Annotated in this window: 10 protein-coding genes; 5 read left to right on the top strand and 5 right to left on the bottom strand. The window is 75.8% G+C overall.

The genetic code is table 11. From position 1 onward, the window contains the following. Nucleotides 1–38 precede the first annotated feature (38 nt). From I8N68_RS24565 to aceB, 4 genes are read right to left on the bottom strand one after another with little or no spacing between them, the layout of a single operon-like run. Nucleotides 39–1,442, bottom strand: a complete 1,404-nt coding sequence (locus tag I8N68_RS24565; protein WP_200214657.1) for a (Fe-S)-binding protein — start codon at nucleotides 1,440–1,442, stop codon at nucleotides 39–41. Continuing rightward, on the bottom strand, nucleotides 1,442–2,782 hold the full coding sequence (locus I8N68_RS24570) for an FAD-binding oxidoreductase (protein WP_200214660.1): 1,341 nt from the start codon (nucleotides 2,780–2,782) through the stop codon (nucleotides 1,442–1,444). The genes I8N68_RS24565 and I8N68_RS24570 overlap by 1 nt, the downstream gene beginning before the upstream one ends. After that, nucleotides 2,782–4,254 (bottom strand): FAD-linked oxidase C-terminal domain-containing protein, encoded by a 1,473-nt coding sequence (locus tag I8N68_RS24575; RefSeq protein ID WP_200214663.1) that lies wholly within the window; start codon nucleotides 4,252–4,254, stop codon nucleotides 2,782–2,784. Before I8N68_RS24575 ends, I8N68_RS24570 begins: the two co-directional genes overlap by 1 nt. A 44-nt stretch (nucleotides 4,255–4,298) precedes the next feature. Next, nucleotides 4,299–5,882 (bottom strand): malate synthase A, encoded by a 1,584-nt coding sequence (aceB, locus tag I8N68_RS24580; RefSeq protein WP_200214665.1) that lies wholly within the window; start codon nucleotides 5,880–5,882, stop codon nucleotides 4,299–4,301. A gap of 628 nt (nucleotides 5,883–6,510) precedes the next feature. On the opposite strand from aceB, the gene I8N68_RS24585 reads away from it, so the two are divergent. The 3 genes from I8N68_RS24585 (at nucleotide 6,511) to I8N68_RS24595 (ending at nucleotide 8,914) form a co-directional block, all read left to right on the top strand. Then, nucleotides 6,511–6,999 carry a hypothetical protein gene (locus tag I8N68_RS24585; RefSeq protein WP_200214667.1) on the top strand — a complete coding sequence of 163 codons (489 nt, stop codon included), beginning with the start codon at nucleotides 6,511–6,513 and terminating at the stop codon, nucleotides 6,997–6,999. 90 nt (nucleotides 7,000–7,089) lie between these two features. Continuing rightward, nucleotides 7,090–7,740 (top strand): class F sortase, encoded by a 651-nt coding sequence (locus I8N68_RS24590; RefSeq protein ID WP_200214722.1) that lies wholly within the window; start codon nucleotides 7,090–7,092, stop codon nucleotides 7,738–7,740. Nucleotides 7,741–7,804: 64 nt separating this feature from the next. Continuing rightward, the gene (locus tag I8N68_RS24595; RefSeq protein ID WP_200214670.1) at nucleotides 7,805–8,914 is read left to right on the top strand and encodes a magnesium and cobalt transport protein CorA; all 1,110 of its coding nucleotides are present in this window, start codon (nucleotides 7,805–7,807) and stop codon (nucleotides 8,912–8,914) included. 86 nt (nucleotides 8,915–9,000) lie between these two features. On the opposite strand, the gene I8N68_RS24600 is transcribed toward I8N68_RS24595, so the two are convergent. Then, nucleotides 9,001–10,041: a phosphotransferase family protein gene (locus I8N68_RS24600; RefSeq protein WP_200214672.1), complete on the bottom strand. Its 1,041-nt coding sequence runs from the start codon at nucleotides 10,039–10,041 to the stop codon at nucleotides 9,001–9,003. Nucleotides 10,042–10,112: 71 nt separating this feature from the next. Between I8N68_RS24600 and I8N68_RS24605 the strand changes: the two genes are divergently transcribed. Then, nucleotides 10,113–10,880, top strand: coding sequence for an SGNH/GDSL hydrolase family protein (locus tag I8N68_RS24605; RefSeq protein ID WP_200214674.1), 768 nt, complete (start codon nucleotides 10,113–10,115; stop codon nucleotides 10,878–10,880). A 99-nt stretch (nucleotides 10,881–10,979) separates the two neighbouring features. Beyond that, the gene (locus I8N68_RS24610; RefSeq protein WP_200214677.1) at nucleotides 10,980–11,954 is read left to right on the top strand and encodes a glycoside hydrolase family 6 protein; all 975 of its coding nucleotides are present in this window, start codon (nucleotides 10,980–10,982) and stop codon (nucleotides 11,952–11,954) included. The last annotated feature ends 7 nt before the right edge of the window (nucleotides 11,955–11,961 follow it).

The raw sequence follows: 11,961 nt of genomic DNA on the forward strand, positions 1-11,961 counted from the left end.
ACCTCGAGCCTTCCAGGACCGGTGGGGTGGATTGGGCCCTACAGCAACTCCGCGACGGGACGGTTCCGCAGAGAGGCGTCGAGGACCTGGGCGGTGTGGGCCAGCGCGATGTCGCCGCCCGCGCGGGTCACCGCGGCGGCGACCTGCATGAGGCACCCGGGGTTGGCGGTGACGAGCAGCCGCGCCCCGGTGGCCAGTACGGTCCCGGCCTTGCGGTCGCCGAGTTGGGCGGCCGGTCCGGGATTGAGCACATTCCAGATGCCGGCGGAGCCGCAGCAGATCTCCGGGTCGGCGATCTCCCGCAGCTCCAGCCCGGGGATGCCGCGCAGCAGCCGGCGGGGCTGGTCGCGGACGCCCTGGGCGTGGGCGAGGTGGCAGGCGTCGTGGTACGCGACGGTCACCGGCAGCGGATGCCGGGGGGCGACCGGGCCCAGCTCGTCGAGGAGTTCGGACAGGTCGCGGACCCGGCCGGCGAAGTCGGCGGCGAGCGTGGCGTAGCGGGCGTCGTCGCGGAGCAGCTCGCCGTACTCCTTCAGGGTGGAGCCGCAGCCGGCGGCGTTGACCACGAAGAAGTCGATGCCGGCGGCGGCGAACGTGTCGAGCATCCGACGGGCGAAGTTCTGTGCCTCCTCCTCGCGTCCGTTGTGCACGCTCAGCGCGCCGCAGCAGCCCTGCCGGTCGGGCAGGATCACCACCTCGCAGCCCTCGGCGGCGAGCACGCGGGCGGTGGCGGCGTTGACCTCGGGGAAGAACGCGGACTGCACGCAGCCGGTCAGCATGCCGACCACGGCCCGCCGGGCACCGACCGCGGGCAGCCGCGCCGGGAGGCGGGCGGGCCGGCGCAGCGGCGGCGCGAGGGACTCCAGCGCCGCGATGGTGGGCGCGAGCCGGGGCAGCAGCCCGGTCCGCGCGACCAGCCGGCGCAGCCCGCTGGCCCGGTACGCGCGCAGCGGCCCGCGCAGCAGCCGCAGCCGCCGCCGGTACGGGAAGAGCGCGAAGATCGCCGCGCGCAGCGCCCGCTCCCGCGGTGTCCGGCTGTGCCGGCGTTCGACCTGCTGCCGGGTGTCCTCGATCAGCCGGTCGTAGCGCACCCCGGACGGGCAGGCGGTGACGCAGGACATGCAGCCGAGGCAGCGGTCGAAGTGGGCGACCATCGGGTCCGACAGCGGTTCGCCCTCCAGGCCCTCCTTCATCAGGTAGATCCGCCCGCGCGGCGAGTCCATCTCCTCCCCCCACAGCACGTAGGTGGGGCAGGTGGGCAGGCAGAAGCCGCAGTGCACGCAGTCGGCGACCAGCTCGGCGGCGGGCGGGTGGTGGTCGTCGAAGGCACCCTGCCCGGGCGGCTGGGCGGCCAGCCCCAGCACGTCGCGCGGTCCGCTGGCCGGGAAGGTGCCGCCAGGCGAGGTGACCGGACGGTCGCCCGGCTGCTGGGGGATGGTCATCAGATCCCTCCGACGAATCGGCCCGGCGCGAGCCGGGCATCCGGGTCGAAGCGCTGCTTGACCCGGCGCATCAGCGCCAGGCCGTCGACCGGCCCCCACAGGTCGACCCGGTCCCGTACGGCGGCGGGCGCGGTGAGCACCACCGCGTGCCCGGCGACGGCGGCGGTCGCGGTGCGCAGCTCGTCGACCAGGCCGGCGACCCGGTCCGGGTCGGCCGTGCCGGGCACGCCGGCGTGGAGGACGCCGACGCCGGCCGAGCCGCGCAGCGCGAGCGGCAGGTGGTGCCGGTCGGCCGCCGCGCGGGCGTCGGTCAGCAGTCGCGGTACGCCGGAAAGCGCGGCGGTCAGCTTCAGCCCGGTGTCCCCGGCGTGCCACGGGTGCTGACCCCAGCCTCGGGGCGGCGCGTCGGCGACCGTGGTGTCGGCGCCGAGCAGCCGGCGCGCGGCTTCGGCGCGGGCGGCGACCCCGGCCGGGGTGCCCTCCAGCAGTACGGTCACCGCCGCTGGCCCGCCGGCCGGCATGTCCACCTCCAGCGCGGCGGGCACGAGCTGCGCGGCGCGTACGGTGGCGGCCAGCCGGCCCGCCTGCGCCGGGTCGCCAACCCGGCGGGTGACGTACGCGGCAGCGGCCGGCAGCGGGTGCAGCCGGAACGCGCACTCGGTGACCAGCCCGAGCGTCCCGTACGCGCCGGTGACGAGCTTGCCCAGGTCGTAGCCGGCGACGTTCTTGACCACCTTGCCGCCGGCGTGCGCGACGACCCCGTCGGCGCGGACCAGGGTGACCCCGATGAGCAGGTCCCGCACCGTGCCGTAGAGCATCCGCCGGGGCCCGCCGGCGTTGGTGGCGACCGCCCCGCCGACCGTGCCGCCGGGCGGCGACGCGTCCAGGGCGAGCTGCTGGCCGGCGCCGGCCAGGGTGGCGGCCAGCGCGTCGAGGCGGGTGCCGGCGCGGACCACGGTGATCAGGTCACCGGCGGCGTGCTCGACCACCCCGGCCAGCCCGGTGGTGTCGAGGATCAGGTCGAGCCGGCGCGGTGGGTTTCCCCAGTCCAGCTTGGTACCGCCGCCCCGGAAGGTCACCGCCAGGTCGAGGTCGGCGGCGGCGCGCAGCAGCGCCGCCGCCTGGCGGGTGTCGCGGGGCGCGGCCACGTACCGGGCCGGCAGCCCGGCGACGGTGTCGCGCTCTCCCGCCGCCCGGACCGGCCCGGGACCGTCGGATCCCGGCGCGGCGGCCGGCGCCGGCCGGGGGGCGGAGCGGGCGGGGCCGACGGCGGACGGGTCGTCGGTGCCGGCTTCCCGGCATGCGGCGCGGAGGCGGTCGAGGGTCCGGTCGGCGGGCATCAGAAGACCTCCGCCAGGCCGGCCTCCTGCGCCGGGTGGACGCCTTTGCGGCGGCCGGGTACTTCCCCGCAGAGCCGGGGCGTCGGGAAGATCTTGCCGGGGTTGGCCAGCCCGGCCGGGTCGAACGCGCAGCGCAGCAACTGCATGGTGTCCAGGTCGTCGGCGCTGAACATGCGCGGCAGGTACTTCGCCTTGTCCATGCCGACGCCGTGCTCGCCGGTGATCGACCCGCCGTGGCGGACACAGAGGTCGAGGATGGCGCCGGAGACCTCCTCGGCGCGTTCGGCCTGCCCGTCGACGGCGGCGTCGAAGAGGACCAGCGGGTGCAGGTTGCCGTCGCCGGCGTGGAAGACGTTCGCCACCCGGATGCCGCGCTCGGCGGAGAGCTCGCCGATGCGGCGCAGCACCTCGGGCAGGGCGGTACGCGGGATCACGCCGTCCTGGACGATGTAGTCGGGGCTGATCCGGCCGACGGCGGCGAACGCGGACTTGCGGCCCTTCCAGAACAGCGCCCGTTCGGCGTCGTCGGCGGCGATCCGGATCTCGAACGCGCGGTTGTCCCGGCACAGCCGCTCGACCTGGTCGAACTGGGCGGCCACCTCCGGTTCGGGCCCGTCCAGCTCGACGATGAGCACCGCCCCGGCGCCGGCCGGGTAGCCACAGTGCACGGCCGCCTCGGCGGCGGAGATGGCGAGCGCGTCCATCATCTCCACCGCCGCCGGCACCACCCCGGCGGCGATGATCGCCGAGGTGGCCGCGCCGGCCTGGTCGGTGCTGTCGAAGGCCGCGAGCAGCGTGCGCACCGATTCGGGCAGCCGGGTCAGCCGCACGGTCACCTCGGTGGCGATGCCGAGGGTGCCCTCCGACCCGATGAACGCGCCGAGCAGGTCGTAGCCGGGGGCGTCCGGGGCGCGGCCGCCGAGGCGTACCCGATCACCGTCGGGGGTGACCAGCTCGATGCCGGTGATGTGGTGGGCGGTGAAGCCGTACTTGAGGCAGTGTGCGCCGCCGGAGTTCTCCGCCAAGTTGCCGCCGATGGAGCAGATCTGCTGGCTGGACGGGTCGGGCGCGTAGTAGTGACCGTGCGGGTTCGCGGCCCGGCTGACCGCCAGGTTGATCACGCCCGGCTGCACCACGGCACGCTCGTCCTCCGGTGCGACCTCGATGATGTCGCGCATTCGCGAGGTGACGATCAGGACGCCGTCGGCGTGCGGTAGTGCGCCGCCGGAGAGCCCGGTGCCGGAGCCGCGGGCCACGAACGGCACCCCGGCGGCGACGCAGGCGCGGACCACCGCGGCGCACTGCGCGGCGTCGGCGGGAAGGGCCACCAGGGCCGGGACGACCTTGTACTGGGCCAGCCCGTCGCATTCGTAGGTGCGCAGCTCCTGCCGGTCGCTGATCACCCGGTCGGCGCCGACCGCGGCCCGCAACGCGGCGGCGAGGGCGGCCAGGTCCGTCGTGGTCGTGCGCATCGCCCACCTCCGCGTCGCGTCGGTCGTCGGTCGTCGGTCGTCGGTCAGGGCATCCGTTCGTACGCGGGCACGGTGAGGAAGTCGGCGAAGTCGTCGGCGACGGCGACCTCCATGAACAATGCCCGGGCGGCGGCGTAGTCGCCCGGCTCGCCGGGGAGGCGGCCGATCTCCTCGTCGGCGATCCGCTCGACCAGCTCCCGGGTGACCCGCGCGCCGGTGTCGTCGAGGGTGACGTCGTTGTGCAGCCACTGCCAGACCTGGCTGCGGGAGATCTCCGCGGTGGCCGCGTCCTCCATGAGGTTGAAGATGGCCACCGCGCCGGTGCCCCGCAGCCAGGCGGTCAGGTACTGCACGCCGACGCTGACGGCGTTGCGCAGCCCCGCCTCGGTGTGCCCGCCTGGGGTGGCGTGCACCGAGAGCAGGTCGGCTGCGGCGACCCGGACGTCGTCGCGGGTGCGGTCGAGCTGGTGCGGCCGGTCGCCGAGGACGGCGTCGAAGACCTCGCGGCAGATGGGCACCAGGTCGGGGTGGGCCACCCACGAGCCGTCGAAGCCGTCGTTGGCCTCGCGGGTCTTGTCGTCCCGCACCTTCGCCAGGGCGGTCTCGTTGACCTGCGGGTCCCGCCGGCTGGGGATGAACGCGGCCATCCCGCCGATGGCGTGCGCCCCGCGCCGGTGGCAGGTGCGCACCAGCAGCTCGGTGTACGCGCGCATGAACGGCACGGTCATGGTCACCGCGTTGCGGTCGGGCAGCAGGAAGTCCGCGCCCCGGGTTCGGAACTTCTTGATCACGCTGAACATGTAGTCCCACCGGCCGGCGTTCAGCCCGGCGGAATGCTCCCGCAGCTCGTAGAGAATCTCGTCCATCTCGAAGGCGGCCGGGAAGGTCTCGATCAGCACGGTGGCCCGGATGGTGCCGCGCGGCAGGCCGAGCCGGTCCTGGGCGGTGAGGAACACGTCGTTCCACAGCCGCGCCTCGAGGTGACTCTCCATCTTGGGCAGGTAGAAGTAGGGCCCGGCGCCCCGGTCGAGCTGCCGGCGGGCGCAGTGGAACAGGTAGAGCCCGAAGTCGACCAGGCTGCCGGAGGTGCGTTCGCCGTCGACCAGGAGGTGCTTCTCGGTGAGGTGCCAGCCCCGGGGCCGGACCACGATGGTGGCCAGCTCGCCCTCGTTGAGGGTGTACCGCTTGCCCTCGGGCGAGGTGTGGTCGAGCTTGCCGTCGATGGCGTCGCGCAGGTTGAGCTGACCGGAGACCACGTTCTCCCAGAGCGGGGTGTTCGCGTCCTCGTGGTCGGCCAGCCACACCTTCGCGCCGGAGTTCAACGCGTTGATGGTCATCTTCGCGTCGGTGGGGCCGGTGATCTCGACGCGGCGGTCGACCAGGCCGGGGGCCGGCTCGGCGACCCGCCAGTCGGCCTCGCGGATCGCGCGGGTCTCGGGCAGGAAGTCCAGCAGCGCGCCGTCGGCCAGTTCGGCTTCGCGGCGCCGCCGCCGGTCGAGCAGCTCGCGGCGCCGTGGGTCGAAGGCGCGGTGCAGCTCGGCGAGGAAGGCCAACGCGTCGGGGGTGAGGATCTCGTCGTACCGGGGGTGCATCGGTCCCGTGACCTCGACACCGGCGGGTTCCGTCATCGGCTCGCTCCTCACGCATGTGCGGCGATCAATCCGATGTGCTCCTGCCGACTCTAGTTCCCGCTGGTCGAGGCTGGGACCTGAGCGACGGCACAGCCGCCGGGAGCGGTCGGCCCGGTGCGGCGAGCGGTGCCTGGCGGGCGGCGAACGGCGGATCGGCCCGGTGCGGCGTCCATCCTGGAGCGGCCGCCCCGGGCCTCGGCGCGGCGTCGACGGCCACGTCGACCGCCGACGACGGAGATCGCCGGTCGCCGGTCGGCGCGGGTCGGCCGAGCGGGTCGAGAGTCGCCGCCCGTCGGACGCAAGCAGCGGGCCACGGAACGGTTTCCGACATCCGGCGCACGAACCGGCACAAGGGGCGGACGGCGGCGATGACCCCAGCCGGGGCGAACGGGACGGGCGGCCTCGGGACGGTCGACGGCTTCCGGGCGTTACGGGCGGTCCTGGGCGGGCATTTCCGCAGCTCCCCGGCGGGAGGGGGAACACGTGACGGCAACGAAGATTTCTCATTTACGCCGGACGGGCACCGCAACCCTCCTAGTGTTGGCCACACCGGTGCTAGTCACGGAGTTGGCCACCCGAACGACGTCCCACGCAGACAGCGGACGAAAAGTGAGGGAAGACGCGCATGAAGGCACAGTCAATTCTCGGATCGGCGGTGGTCGGCGTGGGCCTCGGCGCACTCCTGCTCCCGGCCGCCGCGCTCGCGCAAACCACGACCGTCTCACCAGCGACCACCCCGGTCGGCGGGACCGTCGTGCTCACCACGACCTGCAACCCGAACGTAGGTGACGCGATCTTCCGGGTCACCGGGCCCAACCGGGACCAGAACGTCCGGTCCACCACCGCGGCGGCGGGCGGCGGCCTGAGCGCCGAACTCTTCACCGCCGGGTTCACCCTGGGCACCTACACGGTCACGACGACCTGCGGCGACGGCAGCAGCGGGGGCAGCGCGCAGTTCACCGTCACGCCGATCGGCGGCGCGCAGGCCGGCGCCGGCGGCAGCGGCCCGGACACCGGCGTGCTGGCCGCGGGCGGCGCGCTGGCCGCCGGAGCCGTCGCCGGTGGGGCGTACGTGCTGATCCGCCGCCGGCGCCGGGCCGCCGTCGTCGCCTGAGCGGCACCACACACCATCCCTTGTGCGCGGGTGCCCGCGCCGGTCCGACCGGCGCGGGCACCGCGCCCACGTCGGACGGAGGTGCCAGAGCTGTCGCCGCAGCGCAACCCCGAGCGCGGGCCGTCGCGGGTCCGTACCGCCGCGGTGGTCGCCGCGATCACCCTGGCCGCCGCGACCGGGGCCGGGCTGGTCGCCGCCGGCCTGGGCACCACGGCCGTCCGGCCACCGCAGCCGGGGAGCTCGGCCGCCCCGACCGGCGAACGCGCCGGCTCGCCCGCGCCGGCGCTACCCCGGTCCCGACCGGTCCGGATCGCCATCCCCCGGATCGGCGTCGACGCGGAGATCATCCCGGTGGCCACCGACCGCAACGGCGCCCTGGAGGTGCCGCCGCTCGATGAGCCGGAGCTGGCTGGCTGGTACCGCCGCGGCCCGACCCCCGGCGAGGCCGGCAACGCGGTCCTGGTCGGGCACGTCGACTCACAGGCCGGCCCGGCCGTCTTCTTCGACCTCGGCCGGCTCCGGGCCGGCGACGTCGTCGAGGTCACCCGGGCCGACGGCCGGCGGGCGACGTTCACCGTGGACGGTGTCGGGGCGTACCCGAAGGAGCGGTTCCCCACCGAGCGGGTGTACGGCGGGGACGCGACGGCCCGGCTGCGGCTGATCACCTGCGGCGGCCGGTTCAACCCCCGCACCGGCAACTACCCCGACAACATCGTCGTCTTCGCCACCGCCACGCGCTGACCGCGCCGACGGCACACGTGCCGTACGGTAGGCCGTCAGTTTCCGGGCGGGGCGGAGGTGCGCGGTGGACCGGTCGGCGGTACGGACGCGGCGGAGCCCACGGCTCCCCGGCCTGCTCGGGCGGCTGCTCGGCCGACCGGCCGAGGCGACCACGCCAGCGCCCCGGCGGTCCAACCCGGACGCGGTGGTCGACTGCGCCGTCTACGTCAACGGACGCCGGGAGCCGGGGCGGCCGCACTACGCCGACGCGTACGCCCGCAGCCGCCGGACCCGGCGCTCCTTCGTCTGGCTCGGCCTGCACGAGCCGAATGCGGCGGTGCTGGCGGCGGTGGGCCGCACCTTCGGGCTGGACGAGCTGAGCGTGGCGCAGGCCCTCGCCGACGGGCACCGCCCGACCGTCCAGCGGCACGGCGACGTCACCCTGCTGGTGCTGCGCACCGCCGGCTACGTCGAGCACGACGAGCTGACCGACACCTCCGAGGTGATCGACACCGGGGACGTGATGGTGTTCCTCGGCGACCGCTTCGTGATCACCGTCCGGCACGGGGCGGCCGGTGCCCTCGCCCCGGTCCGGGAGGAGATCCAGCGTCGGCCGGGCGTGCTGGCCGAGGGACCGTGGGCGGTGGCGTACGCGGTCTGCGCCCGGATGGTGGAGCTGTACCTGGAGGTCTCCGGGCACCTGGAGCGGGATCTGGAACGCGTGGAGGAGAGCGTCTTCGCCCGCGACCGGGGCGCCGACATCCAGCACATCTACCAGCTCAAACGGGAGGTGGTGGAGTTCAAGCGGGCGGTGCTGCCGTTGCAGGCGCCGCTGCGCGCCCTGGTCGAGCAGCGCGACGGCGGGCCGCCACCGGCGTTGCAGCGCTGGTTCGTGGACGTGGAGGGCCACCTGACCCGAGCGGTGGACCGGATCGGCGGGTACGACGACCTGCTCAACTCGATCCTGCAGTCCCGGCTGGCGCAGCTGGCCGTGGAGCAGAACAACGACATGCGCAAAATCGCCTCCTGGGCGGCGATCGCGGCCACCCAGACCGCGGTGGCCGGCGTCTACGGGATGAACTTCGCGCACATGCCCGAGCTGGGCTGGCGCTACGGCTACCCGGCGGCGCTGCTGCTGATGGCGCTGGCGGGGATCACCCTGTACCGGCTGTTCCGCCGCTCCGGCTGGCTGTGACCGGGTGCCGACCCACGGGCGTTGGTTGGCGGCGTTGCGGCCGCAGGCGCTGACCGGCGACGGCTGACCGGGCCGGTCGGGGCGGGTCAGCCGCGACCGAGGTCGGCCAGCTCCCGGTCGAGCAGCTCGGCGAGGCGGGCCACGCGTCCCGGGTCGGACCGGGCCGTGATCCCCCGGCTCGGCATCTCCACCGTCATCAGCAGGTACAGGTGCAGGCGGTACAGGCCCAGCCGGCGGCGCGCCGCCGCGTCGAGGCGCACCGGCGCGACCGCCCGGTAGCCGCGCACGAACGCGTCGTCCGGCTCGTCCTCGGCCCGCCGGAACAGCAACGGCGACACCAGGTCCACCAGCGGGTCGCCGTGCAGGTGGCGCTCCCCGTCGACCAGGCCACTGAGCCGCAGTTCGCGGTCCGGGCCGGCGACGGCGAGGACGTTGCCGGCCCAGCCGTCGAAGTGGACCAGCGCCGGGCGGCGTACCGCGTCCAGGACGGCGGCGTGCCGGTCGACCAGCGCCCGGATCCGTGCCGCCGGCACCGGCAGCGGCACCCGCCAGTCGGTCGCGTCGGCGAGCAGGCCGTCCAGCATCGCGGTGAAGGCGGCCCGCCAGCTCGCCCCGCGGGCCCGCCCGCCGTCGTAGCCGTACCGGTCGCCGGTGACCCGATGCAGCGCGGCGAGCGCGGCGCCGAACTCGGCGCGGACCCGGCGGGTGTCGGCGCCCGCCCGGCTGAGCTCGTGCACGGTACGGCCGGGCAGCCGGCCGGTGAGCAGCCAGTCCCCCAGCTCCGGGTCGCTGCCATGGTGCAGCAGCGGCGGGACGGGGACGGCCGGGGCCCGCGCGGCGACCCGGCGCAGGTAGCGGGCCTCGGCGGCGACCAGACCGCGCTCGTAGCGCAGCAGCGGCACGTGCGGCGGCGGCCCGACCTTGAGCACCATCTCGCGGCGGTCGTCCAGGGTCACCCACCAGACGGCGGCGAATCCGCCACCGTCGAGCGGCCCGCAGCCGGTGACCCGGGGCGACGGGCCGAGGGACGCCGCGACGTACCGGCGGACCTGGTCGGGGTCGAGGCGGCGTTGGGTCGGGCTCGCCGCGCGCCCCGGCACGGCGTGCCTGCCCGGTGACGGTTCCATCTCGCGGCCCAGGCTAGCGGCGCGGGCGGCCCTGCGGTGCCCCGCCGGTGCGCCGTCCTAAGCTGGCGGCCATGTTGTGGCGGCGGTACGTGGCGATCGGCGACAGCACCACCGAGGGGCTGGACGACCCGGACGGCGAGGGCGGCTACCGGGGCTGGGCGGACAGGTTCGCGCTGGCGGTGGCCCGCGCGCAGGGCGGCCTGGAGTACGCCAACCTCGCGATCCGCGGCCGGACCACCGCACGGATCCGGGCCGAGCAGCTGCCGGTGGCGCTGGACCTGGCGCCGGACCTGGCCACCGTGGTGGCCGGGATGAACGACGTGCTCCGGCCGTCGTTCGACGCCGAAGGGGTGGCCGAGGACGTCCGGGCGATGCAGCGGGCGCTGGTCGGCCAGGGCGCCACCGTGCTCACCTTCACCCTGCCCGACCCGGCCCCGGTGATGCCGCTGGCCCGACCGCTGCGCGGGCGGGTGCTGGCGCTCAACGCGGCGGTCCGGGCGGCCACCGCCGAGACCGGCGCGACGCTGCTCGACCTGGGTGCACATCCGGTGGCCTCGGACCCGCGGCTGTGGAGCGACGACCGGCTGCACGCCAACCGCGCCGGGCACGAGCGGATCGCCGCCGCGCTGGCGCACACCGCCGGCCTGCCCGGGTACGACGACTCCTGGTCCCACCCGCTGCCGGTGGCCGCCCACCGACCCCGGCACGAGCTGGTCCGGGCCGAGCTGGCCTGGACCCGCCGGCACCTGCTGCCCTGGCTGGCCCGGCACCTGCGCGGCCGGTCCTCCGGGGACGACCGCGTGGCCAAGCGCCCGGTGCCACTGCCGGTGGAGCTCTGACGGGCGTTCGTCCGCAGGCCCTCGCCCGGCCGCCCCGCCGGACACCGGGACGTCCTCCGCCGCACTGCGGCGGCGGGCGGGGGCGCATAGGTTGACCGGATGCGCGCACTCCTGCTCGGCGGCGTCCTGGCGGCGGCCCTGCTGGCCGCGATCGGCGGCTGCGGCGGCGGGTCGTACGCGCCGCTGCGGCACCCGTTCCGCGGCGCGACTCTGCTGGTCGACGCCGACAGCCCCGCGGCGCACTGGCGGCGCGACCACGGCGCGGCCTGGCTCGACCCGATCGCCGGCACCCCGCAGGCGCGCTGGCTGACCGGCCCGGAGGAGCTTCCCGACCTGGCCGGGGTGCTCGCCGCAGCCCGCCGGCAGGGCGCCCTGCCGGTGCTGGTGCTCTACCACGTGCCGAACCGCGACTGCGCCGGCCCGGGCGCGGGCGCCCGCGACGCCAGGGCGTACGCCCGCTTCGTCGACCAGGTGGTCGACGCGCTCGGCGACCACCGTGCGGCGGTCATCCTCGAACCCGACGCGGTCGCCGCCGAGTGTTTCGACGACGCCCGGGCGGCGCTGCTGGCCCGCGCGGTCCGGGTGCTCGCCGACGCCGGCCACCACGTCTACCTCGACGCCGGTCACCCGCGCTGGCACGACCCGCGGGAGACCGCCGAGCGGCTGCGGCGCGCGGGCATCGCCCGCGCCGAGGGTTTCTCGGTCAACGTGGCCAACCGCCAGTCCACCGCCGACAGTCACCGTTGGGGGCTGGCGGTGTCCGACCTGGTCGGCGGCCGGGAGATGGTCATCGACACGTCCCGCAACGGGCTGCCGGCGCCGCCGGACGACCAGTGGTGCAACGCCACCCCGCAGGCGCTGGGCGCGCCGCCCACCACCGATCCCCGGCTGGCGCGGGTGGCGGCGCTGCTGTGGGTGAAGAGCCCCGGCGAGTCGGACGGCCCCTGCGGCCGGGGCGAGCCGCCGGCCGGCGTCTTCTCCCCCGCGCAGGCCCGCGCGCTGATCGCGGACGCGCCCGGGCTGCCGGCGTCGGCCCGGCGGGCGGCCCGGGCCGCGACCGCCCCGCTCACCTGATCCGCCG

This window comes from Micromonospora coerulea, assembly GCF_016598485.1.
Taxonomy (GTDB): Bacteria; Actinomycetota; Actinomycetes; order Mycobacteriales; family Micromonosporaceae; genus Micromonospora; species Micromonospora coerulea.

Bases quoted from the DNA above. Each gene is read 5' to 3' on its own strand.
- I8N68_RS24610 (WP_200214677.1), top strand. From the start codon at position 10,980: ATGCGCGCACTCCTGCTCGGCGGCGTCCTGGCGGCGGCCCTGCTGGCC.
- I8N68_RS24600 (WP_200214672.1), bottom strand. From the start codon at position 10,041: ATGGAACCGTCACCGGGCAGGCACGCCGTGCCGGGGCGCGCGGCGAGC.
- I8N68_RS24585 (WP_200214667.1), top strand. From the start codon at position 6,511: ATGAAGGCACAGTCAATTCTCGGATCGGCGGTGGTCGGCGTGGGCCTC.
- I8N68_RS24565 (WP_200214657.1), bottom strand. From the start codon at position 1,442: ATGACCATCCCCCAGCAGCCGGGCGACCGTCCGGTCACCTCGCCTGGC.
- I8N68_RS24570 (WP_200214660.1), bottom strand. From the start codon at position 2,782: ATGCCCGCCGACCGGACCCTCGACCGCCTCCGCGCCGCATGCCGGGAA.
- I8N68_RS24575 (WP_200214663.1), bottom strand. From the start codon at position 4,254: ATGCGCACGACCACGACGGACCTGGCCGCCCTCGCCGCCGCGTTGCGG.
- aceB (WP_200214665.1), bottom strand. From the start codon at position 5,882: ATGACGGAACCCGCCGGTGTCGAGGTCACGGGACCGATGCACCCCCGG.
- I8N68_RS24605 (WP_200214674.1), top strand. From the start codon at position 10,113: ATGTTGTGGCGGCGGTACGTGGCGATCGGCGACAGCACCACCGAGGGG.